Source organism: Cypionkella psychrotolerans (genome assembly GCF_001294535.1).
GTDB classification, from domain to species: Bacteria; Pseudomonadota; Alphaproteobacteria; order Rhodobacterales; family Rhodobacteraceae; genus Cypionkella; species Cypionkella psychrotolerans.
This window is the reverse complement of sequence record NZ_LGIC01000066.1, coordinates 102,421-117,610: the sequence shown is the minus strand read 5'-3', so window position 1 is coordinate 117,610 and position 15,190 is coordinate 102,421. Positions and strand designations below refer to the sequence as shown.

Annotated in this window: 15 protein-coding genes; 5 read left to right on the top strand and 10 right to left on the bottom strand. The window is 62.3% G+C overall.

The features are described from left to right. Window positions 1-94: 94 nt before the first annotated feature. Window positions 95-448 (bottom strand): hydroxyisourate hydrolase, encoded by a 354-nt coding sequence (gene uraH, locus AKV04_RS15395; RefSeq protein WP_082351669.1) that lies wholly within the window; start codon window positions 446-448, stop codon window positions 95-97. 136 nt (window positions 449-584) lie between these two features. On the opposite strand from uraH, the gene puuE reads away from it, so the two are divergent. The 3 genes from puuE (at window position 585) to AKV04_RS15380 (ending at window position 3,434) form a co-directional block, all read left to right on the top strand. Continuing rightward, window positions 585-2,000 carry an allantoinase PuuE gene (gene puuE / locus AKV04_RS15390; protein ID WP_054007304.1) on the top strand — a complete coding sequence of 472 codons (1,416 nt, stop codon included), beginning with the start codon at window positions 585-587 and terminating at the stop codon, window positions 1,998-2,000. Then, window positions 1,997-2,839: a bifunctional allantoicase/(S)-ureidoglycine aminohydrolase gene (locus AKV04_RS15385; RefSeq protein WP_054007303.1), complete on the top strand. Its 843-nt coding sequence runs from the start codon at window positions 1,997-1,999 to the stop codon at window positions 2,837-2,839. The genes puuE and AKV04_RS15385 overlap by 4 nt, the downstream gene beginning before the upstream one ends. 106 nt (window positions 2,840-2,945) lie before the next feature. After that, window positions 2,946-3,434, top strand: a complete 489-nt coding sequence (locus AKV04_RS15380; RefSeq protein WP_054007302.1) for an ureidoglycolate lyase — start codon at window positions 2,946-2,948, stop codon at window positions 3,432-3,434. Here the strand turns inward: AKV04_RS15380 and AKV04_RS15375 are convergent. Together AKV04_RS15375 and AKV04_RS15370 are read right to left on the bottom strand one after the other, a co-directional pair. Further along, window positions 3,423-3,938 carry a hypothetical protein gene (locus tag AKV04_RS15375; RefSeq protein WP_202905627.1) on the bottom strand — a complete coding sequence of 172 codons (516 nt, stop codon included), beginning with the start codon at window positions 3,936-3,938 and terminating at the stop codon, window positions 3,423-3,425. The genes AKV04_RS15380 and AKV04_RS15375 overlap by 12 nt on opposite strands. 3 nt (window positions 3,939-3,941) lie before the next feature. Continuing rightward, a complete protein-coding gene (locus AKV04_RS15370; protein WP_054007301.1) occupies window positions 3,942-4,379 on the bottom strand; it encodes a GNAT family N-acetyltransferase in 438 nt (145 codons plus the stop codon). Window positions 4,380-4,448: 69 nt separating this feature from the next. On the opposite strand from AKV04_RS15370, the gene AKV04_RS15365 reads away from it, so the two are divergent. After that, entirely contained in the window at window positions 4,449-5,327 is an 879-nt protein-coding gene (locus tag AKV04_RS15365) for an endonuclease/exonuclease/phosphatase family protein (protein WP_054007300.1), read from the top strand. Between the two features lie 68 nt (window positions 5,328-5,395). Here AKV04_RS15365 and AKV04_RS15360 read toward each other — a convergent pair whose 3' ends face one another. Both AKV04_RS15360 and AKV04_RS15355 read right to left on the bottom strand, forming a co-directional pair. After that, entirely contained in the window at window positions 5,396-6,715 is a 1,320-nt protein-coding gene (locus tag AKV04_RS15360; protein WP_054007299.1) for an aspartate aminotransferase family protein, read from the bottom strand. Beyond that, on the bottom strand, window positions 6,712-7,743 hold the full coding sequence (locus tag AKV04_RS15355; RefSeq protein ID WP_235815655.1) for a phosphotransferase: 1,032 nt from the start codon (window positions 7,741-7,743) through the stop codon (window positions 6,712-6,714). The genes AKV04_RS15360 and AKV04_RS15355 overlap by 4 nt, the downstream gene beginning before the upstream one ends. Before the next feature lie 217 nt (window positions 7,744-7,960). Between AKV04_RS15355 and AKV04_RS15350 the strand changes: the two genes are divergently transcribed. Further along, window positions 7,961-8,674: a sirohydrochlorin chelatase gene (locus AKV04_RS15350; RefSeq protein ID WP_054007298.1), complete on the top strand. Its 714-nt coding sequence runs from the start codon at window positions 7,961-7,963 to the stop codon at window positions 8,672-8,674. A 129-nt stretch (window positions 8,675-8,803) separates the two neighbouring features. Here the strand turns inward: AKV04_RS15350 and AKV04_RS15345 are convergent, their stop codons facing one another. The 5 genes from AKV04_RS15345 to AKV04_RS15325 form a co-directional block, all read right to left on the bottom strand. Further along, complete coding sequence (locus AKV04_RS15345) at window positions 8,804-10,198, bottom strand: glutamine synthetase family protein (protein WP_054007297.1); 1,395 nt, start codon at window positions 10,196-10,198, stop codon at window positions 8,804-8,806. A gap of 7 nt (window positions 10,199-10,205) precedes the next feature. Continuing rightward, the gene (locus AKV04_RS15340) at window positions 10,206-11,570 is read right to left on the bottom strand and encodes an aspartate aminotransferase family protein (protein WP_054007296.1); all 1,365 of its coding nucleotides are present in this window, start codon (window positions 11,568-11,570) and stop codon (window positions 10,206-10,208) included. 126 nt (window positions 11,571-11,696) lie between these two features. Next, entirely contained in the window at window positions 11,697-13,265 is a 1,569-nt protein-coding gene (locus AKV04_RS15335) for a 5-guanidino-2-oxopentanoate decarboxylase (RefSeq protein WP_054007295.1), read from the bottom strand. Beyond that, window positions 13,262-14,449 (bottom strand): pyridoxal phosphate-dependent aminotransferase, encoded by a 1,188-nt coding sequence (locus AKV04_RS15330; RefSeq protein ID WP_054007294.1) that lies wholly within the window; start codon window positions 14,447-14,449, stop codon window positions 13,262-13,264. The genes AKV04_RS15335 and AKV04_RS15330 overlap by 4 nt, the downstream gene beginning before the upstream one ends. Continuing rightward, a complete protein-coding gene (locus tag AKV04_RS15325) occupies window positions 14,446-15,090 on the bottom strand; it encodes a TetR/AcrR family transcriptional regulator (RefSeq protein WP_054007293.1) in 645 nt (214 codons plus the stop codon). The genes AKV04_RS15330 and AKV04_RS15325 overlap by 4 nt, the downstream gene beginning before the upstream one ends. Window positions 15,091-15,190: the final 100 nt, after the last annotated feature.

The window sequence follows — 15,190 nt, the reverse complement described above, 5'->3', positions numbered from 1 at the left end:
GAGGCTTTGGGGGTTATACGTCACCTCCAGCACATTCCGTCTGCAACAGATGCGCCGCAGCGGCGGTTTTGCAAGCCGGGACCACAGCCTGCGCTTAACTGCCGCGATAGGTCGAATAGGCGAAGGGCGAGATCAACAACGGCACATGGTAATGCCCCTCTGCATCCGCCACGCCAAACCGGATCGGGATTTCGTCCAAAAACAGCACCTCACCCGAGGCTTGTCCCGAGGCCATCAGATATTCTCCGGCGCAAAACACCAGCTCATAAACCCCCGCCGTCAGCGCCTTACCCTCCAACATCGGCGCATCGGTGCGGCCATCGGCATTGGTCACGGTTTCAGCGATTTTCTTGTGGCTCATCCCGCTGATCCGATACAGCATGATCTTCACCCCATGCGCAGGCTTGCCCTTCGCCGTATCCAGCACATGCGTGGTCAACTTGCCCATCTTCGCCCCCATTTTGCGCCAGCCTACCCCAGCTTGCTCGCCCCCGCACCCCCTGCCAAGCCGCAAAACTCCTTTCGGGATTATTTGATAAACCCGCGTCGATATTCGATATAGTCTGAAACAAAAGGAGTCCCCCATGCCCCGCTACCCCCGCGATTTCCGAGGCCATGGCCCCGATGCCCCCGATGCCGCTTGGCCGGGTGGTGCCAAAATCGCGATATCTCTGGTGCTGAACTACGAAGAAGGCGGCGAGAACAACATCCTGCACGGCGATGGCCAGTGCGAGGCGTTTTTGTCTGACATCGCAGGGGCAGCCCCCTGGCCCGGTCAGCGCCACTGGAACATGGAATCGATCTACGATTACGGCGCACGCGCGGGCTTCTGGCGGCTGCACCGGCTGTTCACCGGCATGGATATTCCGGTGACGATCTACGGCGTCTCGACCGCGCTTGCCCGCAACCCCGAACAAGTCGCCGCGATGAAATCCGCAGGCTGGGAGATTGCCAGCCACGGCCTGAAATGGGTCGATCACCGCGATATGCCTATCGAGGAAGAACGCCGCCAAATCGCCGAGTCGATCCGCCTGCACACTGAAGTCGTCGGGGATCCCCCGCGCGGCTGGTACACGGGCCGCTGTTCGCTGAACACCGTGGATCTGACCGCCGAGACCGGTCAATTCGACTGGATCTCGGACACCTATGACGACGATCTGCCGTATTGGCGCGAGGTGGGCGAGCGCGACCAGTTGGTGATCCCCTACACGCTGGAAGCCAACGACATGCGCTTTGCGACAGCACCGGGCTACATCGAAGGCCAGCAGTTCTTCCAATACTTGAAAGACAGTTTTGATACCCTCTATGCCGAGGGCCAAGAGGGCAAAGCGAAGATGTTCTCCATTGGCCTGCACTGCCGCCTGATCGGGCGTCCGGGCAAAATCGCAGGGCTCAAGCGCTTCCTCGACTATGCAAAATCCCACAATCACGTGTGGTTCCCCCGCCGCATCGAAATCGCCGAACATTGGGCAAAGGCCCATCCGCACAAGCGCTTCGAGCGGCCTTCTCAGATGACACGTGAGCGCTTCATCGCCGCCTATGGGAGCATTTTCGAACATTCACCCTGGATTGCCGACCGCGCCTTCGATCTGGAACTCGGCCCCGCCCATGATAGCGCCACAGGCCTGCACAGCGTCCTCGCGCGCATCTTCCGCACGGCCAGTCCCGCCGAACGCCTCGGCGTGCTGCAAGCCCACCCCGACCTTGCCGGAAAACTCGCCGCCGCCAAACAACTCACCGCCGACTCGACCTCTGAGCAAGCCTCCGCCGCGCTGGATGCCCTCACCGCCGCTGAACGCGCCCAATTTCAAGCCCTGAACACCCAATACACAGCCAAACATGGCTTCCCCTTCATCATCGCCGTGCGCGACAACACCAAGGCGCAAATCCTGCAAGCCTTCGAGTCCCGCATCGCCAACCCGACCGAGATCGAACTGCAAACTGCCTGCAAACAAGTCGAACGCATCGCCGCACTGCGCCTGAAGGATCAACTGCCATGAGCCAATATTACACCCCCCCCGGTGGTCTGCCCGCCCAAACCACCCTAATGACGGGCCGCGCGGTCTTCACCAACGCCTATGCCTTTATCCCGAAAGGTTGCTTTTCCGACATTCTGACCAGTTGCCTCCCCGGTTGGCGGCAGACCAAACTCTGGCTGATCGCGCGGCCGATGTCAGGCTTTTCCGAAACCTTCAGCCAATATGTGATGGAGGTGCAACCGGGCGGCGGCTCTGACGCGCCCGATGCGGAAACTGGCGCGGAACATTTCCTGTTCGTCACCGGCGGCCTGATCACCCTGACCATCGACGGCATGGGCTACGAGTTGGACGCAGGCGGCTATGCCTTCATCCCGCCGGGTGCGACATGGCGCCTGCTCGCCGAAGGCAAGCAACCCGCCCGCTTTCACTGGATTCGCAAACTTTACGAGCCCGCCCCCGGCGTCGATATCCCCCCCGCCTTCGTGATCAACGAAAAAGACGTGAACCTCAGCCTGATGCCCGACACCAATGGCGTCTGGGGCACCACCCGCTTCGTCGATCCCAATGATGTGCGCTACGATGCCCATGTCAATATCGTCACCTTCCAACCCGGAGGCGTGATCCCGTTTGAAGAAACCCATGTCATGGAACATGGCCTCTATGTGCTGGAAGGCAAAGCGGTTTACAAACTCAACCAAGACTGGGTCGAGGTTGAGGCAGGCGATTTCATGTGGCTGCGCGCCTATTGCCCGCAAGCCTGCTACGCCGCAGGCCCCGGCCGCTTCCGCTATCTGCTCTACAAAGACGTCAACCGCCACGCCAACCTGCGCGGGCCGGGTGGCTATCGGCCAAACCGCTAAATCTGCCTAAAACTTAGCTAAAATTGTCATCCTCTGTGCTCAAATATCCCACGGGGAGCGCGAGGGGTGTGAAACCCCTCGCTTGTCCAGAAGTCCAAGGCGCACCATGTCCGATATCCGCCCCGAACCCCTCACCGCAGCAGCCTTCGCCCCATTCGGCGATGTGCTGGAGGCGACGGGCGATTTCCGCCTGATCAACGACGGCATGTGCCAGCGCCACCACGACCGCGCCCGCCTCGATTTCGCCCCCGAGGTCAGCCCGCAAAACCGCCCCGGCCTCTCGATTTTCAACGCCACCCCGCGCCAACTTCCCTACCGCTTCGATCTGATCGAGCGTCACCCCGAAGGCTGCCAAGCCTTCATCCCGATGACGCAAAACCCGTTCCTCGTCATCGTCACCACCAGCCCAGCCGACAAACCCCGCGCCTTTCTCACCAATGGCGCGCAAGCCATCAACCTGCACCGCAGCACATGGCACGGTGTGCTCACCCCACTGCACGCTCCTGGCCTGTTCGCCGTCATCGACCGCATCGGCCCCAGCGCCAATCTTGAGGAATACCGCTACCCGCAGCCGTGGGTGGTGTCAGCACTCTGACTCCGGCACATATTTCCAAGCCTTCTCAAGCCGTTCCTTGCTGAAGGCAATCGCCACCCCATTGAGCGTATGGGTACAGCAAGTACACCACGGTTCAATCGCTTCGGCTGTTAAATCCGGCGCGACCCTTTCCAACTGGTTCGCCGCATTCACCCGCAATCCGCTCCAATAGCTGTTTTCACCTAAGCGCACAAAGTCGCGCTCCTCATCCACGCGCCGCGCCACCATATGATAAAGTGCATCCCTGTCTGCAATCCGGGGCAGGGCCTCGGACACCACCTCATCCCAATCCCGCCCCAGCCGTGACAGCAAAAACCGATAGAGCGGCGTGTAGTCCAGCCCATGCCGATGTCCCGGATGCATCGAGCCACGCATCCTTTCATCTTTCATACTGGCTTTGGTATGGCGCTCCCACCGCGCCTCGCCACCGCGATCGCCATGCTCCACATGATGCGTCCGCGTATTCACGCGGCGATACAGCGGCTCTTTCTGCCCGCCCCGCATCACTTACAACTTGATATCATAGGTCACCCATTTCGCCTTCTCGGCCACCCGGTCATATAAGCCCCGCGCGCGGTAATTGTCCTCTGCGGTGATCCAGCGGATCAGCGACCAACCGCGCTTGCGGCCGACATCCGCCACGCCTTCCACCAAAGCCTCCGCCGCCCCCGATCCTCGCGCCTCAGGCCCGACAAACAGATCGTCGAGAAATCCCCCGATAGTCGCCGACAATGGCCGCGCAAAGCTGCGGTAATGCACGATCCCCACCACCACACCATCGACCTCTGCCACCAAACCTTCGGTGCCATGCGCGGGGTCCATCAGCCAGCTCCAGACCCGCGCCCGCATCTCCTCGGTCTGCGCCACGCCATAAAACGCCGCATACCCCGCATAAAGCCGCTCCCAAGCCGCCAGATCCCCTGCCGCCACTGCCCGAACAATCATCGCGTTTCCCCCCATCCCATGTCGCCCCCAGCCTAGCCAAGCCGGGGCGTCCCCGCTAGTCTGCGGCTCATGAAATTGCTCAGCTACAACATCCAATACGGCTATGGCGCGGACGGCCACTACGACCTTACCCGCGCCGCGAAAGTCATAGGCGCCGCCGATATCGTCGCCCTGCAAGAGGTCGAGCGCCACTGGTCGCGCACGCGCCACGACGACCAACCCGCGATCCTCGAACGCCTCTTGCCAAACTATTACACCGCCTACGGCCCCGGCTTTGACATGGACGCCTCCACCACCGATGGCAGCCGTGTGATCAACCGCCGCCGTCAGTTCGGCACCATGATCCTGTCGCGCTGGCCGATCCTGTGGAGCCGCCTGCATCTGTTGCCAATGCGTCGGATGATCAGCCCGCTCAATACCCAAAACCCCGCGCTTGAGGCGCTGATCCAAACTCCGCTCGGCCCGATCCGCGTGATCTCATTGCACCTCGCCCATGTCGGCACCGAAGAACGCCTCGCCCAAATCGAGCACCTGCTGCATCTGCACGCCCAAATCCCCCGCACGGGCGGCCCATGGAGCGGCACCGACGACGAGCCTTCCCGCAACTGGACCGAATCCCAACCCGAGCCGCCCTGCCCACAAACCGCGATCTGGATGGGTGATTTCAACTGCGAACCCGGCAGCGCCGAACACGCCCGGATCAGCGGCCAAACCCCTTACCACCCCGGCGCGCTCTATGCCGATGGCCTGACCAACGCGGTCGCGCATCTGGGCCAAACCCTGCATACACATGAGAAAATCATCGCCGGAGTAACCCGGCAGCGCCAGTTGGACCATTGCTTTGTCACGGGCGACCTTGCCCCATATCTGCGCCGGGCTTGGACCGACAACAGCGAAATCGCCTCAGACCATCACCCGCTTTGGGTGGACCTTGGCGCGGCGGGGTGAACCCCGCCTTACTCCTTGTTCAAAACAGCGTCGGGTATCCGGTAGGGCGGGGTCCACCCCGCCGCGCGTTACACTCTCCGCAAAACCGCCTCAAACGCTGCCAAGAACGTATCCACATTCGCCGTTGAGAACACCAGCGGCGGCCTGATCTTCAAAACATTCGACCTTGGCCCGGTGGCCGAGATCAACACCCGCGCCTCGCGCAAGCCATTGACGATCCGCCCGGTTTTCGCAGCATCCGCAGCAAGCGGCCCGCCCGAGACAATCTCTTGCCCCAAAAACAACCCTGCCGCTCGCAACGGCCCAAGGCAGTCAAACCGCGCCGCCAACCCGCGCAGACCATCGGCAAAATAGCCGCCCACCACCCGCGCATTTTCCTGCAAACCTTCGGACTCGATCACCTCCAGCACCGCCATTGCCGTCGCCGCCGCCACCGCATTGCCGCCGAAGGTGTTGAAATACCGCGCTTTTGCGCCAAACGCCGCGATCACTTCTGGCCGCATCACCAGCCCCGCCACCGGATAGCCATTGCCCATCGGCTTGCCCAAACTGACCAGATCCGGCACCAGCCCATGGCGCTGAAAGCCCCACATGGTGTCACCACAGCGGCCAAAGCCCGGCTGCACTTCGTCGGCAATAAACACCCCACCCGCCGCACGGATCGCCGCCACGGCAGGGGCCAAAAACCCCGCAGGCCCCTCAAACACCCCATCCGACGAGAAAATCGTATCGACAATCAACCCCGCAGGCTTGATGCCATGCCGCAGCATATCGTCAATCGCCGCCTGCACTTCTGCCGCAAAAGCCGCCCCTAAGTCGCCCGTCATCCGCAACGGATCAGGCGCGCGGACGGTGCGCACATGCTCACCCAAAGCGACGCCTTCACCCAAAGACGGAGACATTCCCGCAATCGCGTAAGTCACGCCATGATAAGCGTTTTCCGTGACGATAAACCCGGTGCCGCCGGTATGGGCGCGGGCAATCCGAAACGCCAGATCATTGGCCTCAGACCCGGTGCAGGTGAACATCACATGGGAAAGCTCGGTGGGAAACGTCGCCAGCAACCGCTCGGCATAATCCAGCACGGTGTCGTGCAAATAGCGGGTATGGCTGGAAAGAATCGCCGCCTGCTTGGCGGTTGCGGCCACCACGGCAGGATGACAATGCCCGACGCTCGCGACATTATTATAGGTATCCAAATAGGCGTTGCCCGCGCCATCATACAGCCAAACGCCTTCCCCCCGCACCAGATGCACCGGGGTTTCATAGAACAACCGATAGGCAGGCCCCAAAGCCTTTGCCCTGCGCGCCACCAGCGCTTGATCCTCTGCAGACAAATCGCCTTTGCCGGGCACATAGGCATTCACCATGGTTCCGTCGTTTTTCATAGGGCCTCCAAGGCGTTAAGCAGATTGGCGCGGGGCACGGCGGCAAGAGACGTTAACCCCTCCCGCGCCGTCGCCATATTGCGCAGAATATAGGGCGCGTTATCAGGGTAGCGCTGCGCCCGCGCCGAGGCGACGGTGATCGTCGTCAACATCCGTGTCGCCACCAGATCGGGGAACACCTGCCGTTCGGGCAGGGTCAGCGGCAACACCGCATGATAGGCGCGGGCGAAGTTCAGCAGGCTTTCCAGCGGCTTACCCGCATCAACGCAATAAGACGCCGCAACCGCCGCATCGCAGATCAACGGCGTATGTACCATATCGCCGAAATCCAAGACCCCGGCGATTTCATCTGGATTGTCCGGCGATACCAGCACGTTATGCGGGTTCAGATCGTTATGCACCACCTGCCAGCGCAGCCCTGCCAACGCGGGCGCTATTGCGTCAAACCGATTCAACGCCGCTCCCGCCAGCCCTTGCAAATCATCTGGCACCGCAGGCAGCATCGGGCGCAATGCACTGGCTTGCTTGATATCCCACTGCAACACATAGCCCGCCGCCGGATGCGCAAACCCGGCCAGTCCCAGCGTCAACCGCGCCGCCATCCCGGCCATCGCGCGGGCCTGCACCGGGCTGCGCGGGGTCAAATGCTGCGGCACCCCCTCCAGATAGGTCAGCAGCCGCAACGTGCCATGTGGCGTGCTCACCTCGGTCGCCCCGCTGGTGGTGCGGATCACCTGTGGCACCCGCAGCCCCGACCCCTCCAGATGCAGCAACGCCTTGGTCTGCAAATCGGTGACCTCAAACGGCTCGGCGGGGTTGGCGAGTTTCAGCACATAGGCCTGCCCCGGTGTGGTGAGGCGGATGTTCAGATCGCGTTCCGATGTCAGCCGTTTCAGCGCACCCGTCACGCCAAAATGCGCGCGCGCAAGATTTGCAGCCTCGGCATCGCCGAGCGTTGGAGGGGCAGAGGACAACAGCTCGCCCAAGCGCGTATCGGTCATGGCAATCCCGGTTCTGGTCGGGCGCATCAGGCCTTCAAGGTGGCGAAGTGTCAAGCGCTGCGGCGCAGTTTTGATCGGGCAGGGCAGGGCGCAGAGCTTAACAAGCCCTTAATGCCATGGATCTAACCCTTTGAAATCATATAACCCATCGTCTTGTCCACGCGTGGACACTGACCCCGCCGCAGCCAACCCCCTTGCCCCGCGCCCGCCTTGCTCTAGGTTGCGAGATAACAAAGGAACCCCGATGCCCCCCGCCCTGATTGTCGCCCACGGCCAACCCTCCAGCCCCGGACCCGCCGCGGCGGAGCTGGCCGATCTCGCGGCCAAAGTGGCGGCACATCTGCCCGGCCAAACTGTCGCCTCCGCCACTCTCGCCGAACCCGAGGCCCTCAGCGCAGCCATCGCCAAACTCGGCCCCGGAGGCCTGCTGTTCCCCGTCTTCATGGCTGGTGGCTGGTTCACCCGCACCCACCTTCCCGCCCGCCTGACAACCGCAGGGGCGCAAGGCTGGCAAGTGCTGGAACCGCTCGGCTGCCTCACCACCCTACACGACCTCGCCGTGAAAACCGCCGCCGAAGCGCTGCAAACCCGCGCGGGCCCGATCATCCTCGCCGCCCACGGCTCCTCCAAAACCTCGGTCCCCTCCGACATCGCCCATCATGTCGCCAACAAAATCCGCGCCGAACTGGGCTGCGCGGTCCAGGTGGGCTTCATCGACCAATCCCCGCAACTGAAAGACCTGCCCGGCCTCGGCCCCGAAGCCCTCTGCCTGCCGTTCTTCGCAGCCTCCGGCGGCCACGTCACCACCGACATCCCCGAAGCCTTGCTCCGCGCAGGTTTCACCGGAACCCAACTCCCCGCCCTCGGCCTGCGCCCGGAAATCCCCGCCCTGATCGCCGAAGCTATCCGCGCGGCAAGCCCGGTTTGCCTGCAAGACTGTCGGTTTAAGCATGGATAACGCGCATTTAGCTCAGCGTTGCGTGCCTCCAGCGGGGAATTTAGGCCAATGTGAAAGAGCAGAGAAAGGGTCGTCCTCTGCGCTCAAATATCTCCACCGGAGGCTGCTGAACCGTCAGCCCGCGCGGCCTCAGACGGTATGCAGGTACAGATCGAAATCGACCTCTGACACCGTCCGCATCACCCGCGCATATTCGGCTGCTTTGATCGCGGTGAAGGTGCGGTGCATATCCTCGCCCAAGGCGTCCTTCAGGAACGTCGAGGCCTTCGCCGCCTCAATCGCCGAGCGCCAATCCACCGGAATCGGTGGCGCATCCGAGGCATCGGTGTAGCCATTCCCGGTGGTTTCCGGCCCCGGATCCATCTTGTTCGCCATGCCATACCGCACCCCGGCCAGCACGGTGGCCGCCACCAGATAGGCATTGGCATCCACCCCCGCCGGGCGATGTTCAATACGGCGCGCACGGATGTCGCCCGCAGGGATGCGGAGGGCGACCGAGCGGTTGTTCCCCCCCCACGTCGGGCTGACCGGGGCGTAGGAGTTTGAGGCAAACCGCCGCCATGAATTGGCATGAGGCGCGAAAATCAACATCGACTCGGCCATGGTGGCGCGCAGGCCGCCGATGGCGTGCAGGATGGTGTCGTTATACTGGCCCTCGACTGCCTCGATGAAGACGTTCTTGCCAGCGTCATTCAGCATCGAGACGTGAAAATGCATGCCCGATCCGGCGTAATCCTCATTCGGTTTCGCCATGAAACAGGCGGTCACGCCATGCTGGCGGGCGTGATAGCGCACCATCCGCTTCAGCCGCAATAGATCATCCGCCGCCTGCATCACATCTTCGCGGTAATGCAGGGTCAGCTCATACTGGCCGGGGGCAAATTCGGAAATCAAGGTTTCCGCCTTGATACCCGCCTTGGCGGCGTCGGCGTAGATATCGTTAAACAGCGGCAACATCCCGTGCAGCTGATCCACCGAATAGACATCGGTTTTCGAGTTCCGCCGTCCGTCCAACACATCGCGCGCGGGCACCATTTTGCCCTCGGGGGACCGCTCGTTCGCCAGCAGGAAGAATTCCAACTCGAACGCGCCTGCCGGGTGCAGGCCCGCTGCGGCCAAGGCATCGACTTGGCGTTGCAGGGCATGGCGGGGGTCGGAACTCATTGGGGTGCCGTCAAGGTTATAGACGCACATCAGCACCTCGCCGCGCGGCGGCTTGCTGGCGTGGATCGGGCGCAGGGTTCCCGGCAGCGGCCAAGCGCGACGGTCGCCGTCGCCCTGATCCCAGATCAACCCAGTTTCATGCACATCCTCGCCACAGATATCCAACCCCAGAATCGAGATCGGCAAATGCCGCCCGGATTTGAACATGCCCAGCAATTCGTGACGGCGGATGATCTTGCCGCGCCCGATGCCATTGGCATCATGCAGCACGATATCAAAAGCTTCGATCTCGGGATGCGCGTCCAGAAAGGCTTCAGCCTCGGCGACGGTGGAACCAGAGGGGCTGTGAGTATCGGTCATGGTTATCTCAAAACAATTCGGACAGGGTTTCGTCAAAGGCGGCGATCAGGCGATCGACCTGGCGTTTCTTGGTGGCGGGGCTGATCAGCATCATGTTGTGGAAGGGGGCAATCAGGCAGCCCCGGTTCAGCAGCGCGACATGCAGCGCGGATTCCACGGATGGTTGATGCGCTAAGGCGGCTTCGGTGCCATTGTGCAACGGGCCGGGAGCGCAGATGAACTCCACCCGCGCACCAACCCGCACCACATGCCACGGCGCTTTGTGCCGGGCGATGGATTTGCCAAGACCCTGCGCCAGACGGTGTGCGAGGCTTTCCATATGGGCATAGTTTTTCGCCGTCATCACGCCCGAAAGTGTGGCTTTCAGACAGGCGAACTGCATCGGGTTGGCCGAAAGGGTGGTGCCCATACCGGAATGTCCCGGCGCGCGGGCGGTATTGGCGGCTTCATAGCGGGCAGCGGTTTCCGGGGTGAGGCCCCAGACGGCGGTGGGCATGCCGCCCGCCACGCATTTGCCAACCACAAAGATATCGGGCGTCAGGCCATACACGCCTGTATAGCCGCCGAGCCCGCTGGAAATCGTATGGGTCTCGTCGATCATCAACAGCGCGCCGTATTTCAGCGACAGCGCGCGCAGGCCAGCGTGGAAACCGGGATCGGGGAGGACCATGCAGGAATTGGTCATCACCGGCTCGGTCAGGATGGCAGCAACATCGCCTTTGGCAAGGGCCGCTTCCACTGCGCTCAGGTCGTTGAATTCGCAAGCCACAGCGCCGAGCGTAAGGTCAGCCACTTGCCCCATCAAGCCTTCGCGGTTCTGCGTCACGCCATTGGAAAGCTCGACCATCGCGTCATCGACGGTGCCGTGATAGCAGCCGTTGAACACCAGTATCTTCGCCCGCCCGGTGATGGCGCGCGCGACGCGAATGGCAAAACGGTTGGCATCGGTGGCGGTGGTGGCGATCTGCCAGCGGAAATCGCCAAAACGCGTCGTCAACAGACGCCCCGCCTCTAAAGCCTCCTCTGAGGGCAGCATATAGGTCAGCCCGCGTGAGGCTTGGCGGCGGATCGCCTTGGCGACAAGGGCAGGCGAGTGGCCGAACATGCTGCCAGTGTCGCCCAGACAGAAATCGTCGATCTCATAGCCGTCGATATCGGTGATTCGCGCGCCCTTGGCCTTTGTGATCAAAGGCAAATGCGGCATCGGCCAGTCTTTCATCCAGTGCAAAGGCACACCATCGAGGAATATATCTGCACCTTTGTCGAGTGCCGCGCGGGCCTTTGGGCGGCCCTGCGCAAAACGTTTGGCTTCGCGCAGGCGCAGCTTTTGCAGACGGTCTGGGTGAATTCCGGCGATCAGAGACTCGGACATCAGGGGCACCTTTCAGGACTTATCGCCTTATGCCAAATAATTTGATCAAAAGAAAGGGGCGCGACAGACGCGCCCCGAAATCGGAATTCGCGCGAATTCCGTCTACGATTTTCGCGCGAAAATCGGCTACCTTGCCACCCGCACCTCGATCATGCGTGGCCCGCTGTGTGGCTGGATCAGCGCCGCGTGCAGCGCTTCTGGGTCCAACGCCACGCTCGCAAACGGCAAGTCGCAGGCGGCGGCAAACGGCTCCATGTTCAGGGGCGAGGGCGAACACCCGATCACCTCGGTATTCGCCCCACGCATCGCATCGGCGATCTCGCCGAAGGCCGCGTTGTTCCACACGACATAGGTGATCGGCAAACGCTCATCCACCGCCGTGCGCAACTCGCCGGGGCTGAACTGCAAGCCGCCATCGCCGATCAGGCAGATCACCTGTTCGCCCGGTGCCGCCAGTGCCGCGCCAACAGCCGCCCCAGGCCCAAAGCCCAAAGCGCCGAAACCCGTCGCGGCATTGAAGAACCCTCCCGCGCGGTCATGATCGTAGTAGAGGTTCGCGGCATAAATCGCTTGGGTGCTATCGCCAACGATCAAAGCCCCCGGCACGGCAGTGCGGATAGTCTCGACCATTTCCAGCCGCCCCGGCATCAGCACGTCCAATTCTGCTAATTCCGCCCTTGCTGCCTTGCGCGCGGCCGCAGCCCGGGCAGCCCCATCGGCCTGCTTCGGCGCGACGAGCTGCAAAAGCGCCACCATCACCGCGCCCGCATCACCGTGCAGCGCAACGCCAGCCTTGTGCCGCCGCAACTGCTTGGCGCAGATATCCACCCGGATCATCTCCGACAGATCCGGGAAACCACCGCGCACATACATGTCGTAGTCTGTCGGGCCAAATTCGGTGCCAATCGCCAGCACCTGATCTGCCGCTGCGATCAGCGCACGCGGCGCATCCAAGCTGGGCGAGGCAGGCACCACCAGCGGATGACCATACATCATGCCCCGCGCATTCACCGTCTGCACAACCGGAGCGTCCAACTTCTCGGCCAAGGCCTGCAACGCCGCCTCTTGCCCGCGCGCGCCACCGCCAGCCAAGATCACCACCGACTGCGCCGCGTTCAACTTCGCCACCGCCGCCGAAACATCCGGCACCGCCGCCACGGGCAACGCGGCAGGCGCAGGCAATTCTGCACAGTCCAATGGCATCACATCGGTCGGCACTTCGATATGCACAGGCCCCGGCCGCCCCGTCGCCATCGCGGCGAAGGCCCAGTCCAAAACCTCACCGACCTCAGACGCATCCCTGATCTGCCGGGTTGGACACAAAGGCCGCACCATCGCCGCCTGATCCGGCAACTCATGCAGCAAGCCCAGCCCCAGCCCCAAAGAATCGCGACGGTTCACCCCCGAGATCACCAGCATCGGCACCGAATCTGCCGCCGCTTGCCCCATCGCGGTCAGCGCGTTCAAAATCCCCGGCCCGGTGATCACCAAAGCCACCCCCGGCTTACCGGAAACCCGCGCATAGCCATCCGCCATAAAGGCACAGCCCTGCTCGTGCCGCGCCGTCACATGCCGCACAGATGAGCCGGACAGCCCGCGATACATTTCCACCGTATGCACACCGGGAATACCGAAAATCACCTCAACCCCGCGCGCAGCCAGACCTTCAACCAAACGCTCACCAACCGTTTTCATGCCGCCATTCCTTGCTTCAACGCGGCATAGCGTGCGATCCGCTTGCACGCCTCAATCACCAAAGCATCGTCTTGTGTCAGGCTGATCCTGATCCAGCCCGCCAGTGCCGCGCCAAAGCTTTCGCCCGGCATCACCGCGACACCTTCATCGGCCAGCAGCCCCAAAGCAAAACACTCTCCACTCAGGCCCGTGGCGTTCACATCCACCACGGTGAACATCCCGGCATCGGGCTTATGCACCCGCAACCCATTCACCCCGTTCAGTTGTTCATAAATCAACGCAGCGCGGCGCGCGAAGCGTTCTGCCATTCCCTGCGCCACTTCCGAAGGGGCCGACACCGCCAAAGCCGTCATATCGGCGATGAAGGGTTGGTTGCCGAACAGCATGGTTTCCGCCACCGGCAGCAGCCGCGCCGAGAATTCCTCGGGCCCGACGCACCAGCCAGAGCGGAACCCCGGTGCCGCGTGCGATTTCGAAATCGAGGCCGTCACCACCACCCGATCGGCCAGATCGGCATTGTCCAACGGTGAGGCAAAGGTGCCACCCGCAAACACCAATTCCTCATAAACCTCATCACTCAGCATCCACAGATCATGCTGCTTCGCCAAAGCCCCCAAGGCCGCAATATCATCCCCCGTCAGAATAGCCCCGGTGGGATTGTGCGGCGTGTTCAGAAAAATCATCCGGCTGCGCGGGGTGATCCGGGCGGCCACATCCGTCGCCTGCATCCGAAAGCCATGCTCGGCCCGCAGCGGCACCGGCACTGCAACCGCGCCCGTGGAAGCAATCAAGCCCTCGTAAGTTGCATACAAAGGATCGCCCACCAGCACCTCATCGCCCGGCCCGGTCAGCGTCAGTAGCACCGCATAAAGCGAGGTTTGCGTGCCGGGCAGGCAGGCAATTTGCTCCGTCGAAATCGCGCGGCCCGTCCGCTTGGAATAGCGCGCAGCCAAAGCCTCAAGCAAAGCAGGCTCGCCCCGGCCATTGGAATAACCCAGACGCCCGGCATCCATCGCCCGTTGCGCTTCCGCGATCAAAGCGGGCGGGGTGGCGACATCCGGCTCGCCAATCGTCAGTTGAATGACAGGCTTACCCGCAGCTTGCAGAGCCTTGGCGCGGGCGTGAACCTCCCATTTCGCTCCACCCAGATGGGCAAGACGGTCGGTGATGGCGGCATATTTCATGGCAAAGTCCGATCTGGCTGATAAGCAGCAACAAGGTCAATGTTCAGAATGGCGCCGACCGAAGTCAGCGCGATGGCGGGGATTTCGCCAAGGGCGAAGGCTTCGGGCAGGATCGAGCCTTCCAGCCACAACCCGTCAATCACCCCATTGCAGGCGATGGCGTCACTGCGCAGCTTGGCGTCGCTGACAGGGCGGGGCAGGGCGGCAATTAGCCCCTGCAACATGTTGCGAAACGCCAAATAGTTCGCGGTGTGAATCTCGCGCATCGCGGCATCGCGGCGCACATCATGCACAAAAGCCGCCCATAGCCCCACTGCCACCGGGTCCGCCACCGGAGGGCTGACCGATGCCACCACGAAATTCGCCAGCCGCGCCATCGCATCATCCGGCCCGCCCAGCAGCACCGCCGCAGAATCCGTGGTCATCCGTTCCATCAGCCGTTGATAGGCGACGCGGGTGAGGTCTTCTTTCGAGGTGAAGTAATGCCGGATCAGCCCCGGTGTGACGCCCGCACGCTCAGCAATCGCGCGCACCGTTGCCGCATGAAGCCCGCCTTCCGCAACCAGATCGAGCGCTGCCGCGATCAAATCCTCGCGGCGACGTTCTTCACTTTCCCGACGATAGGGGCGGCGGTCTGCCATAGCGGGCCATTCTTGTTATACGATTGTGTAATTCAACCTTAATATGAGACGGAGTTGCAGGTGTTGCAAGTCTTACGGAAAATTTTGCTGGGTTGTGCGC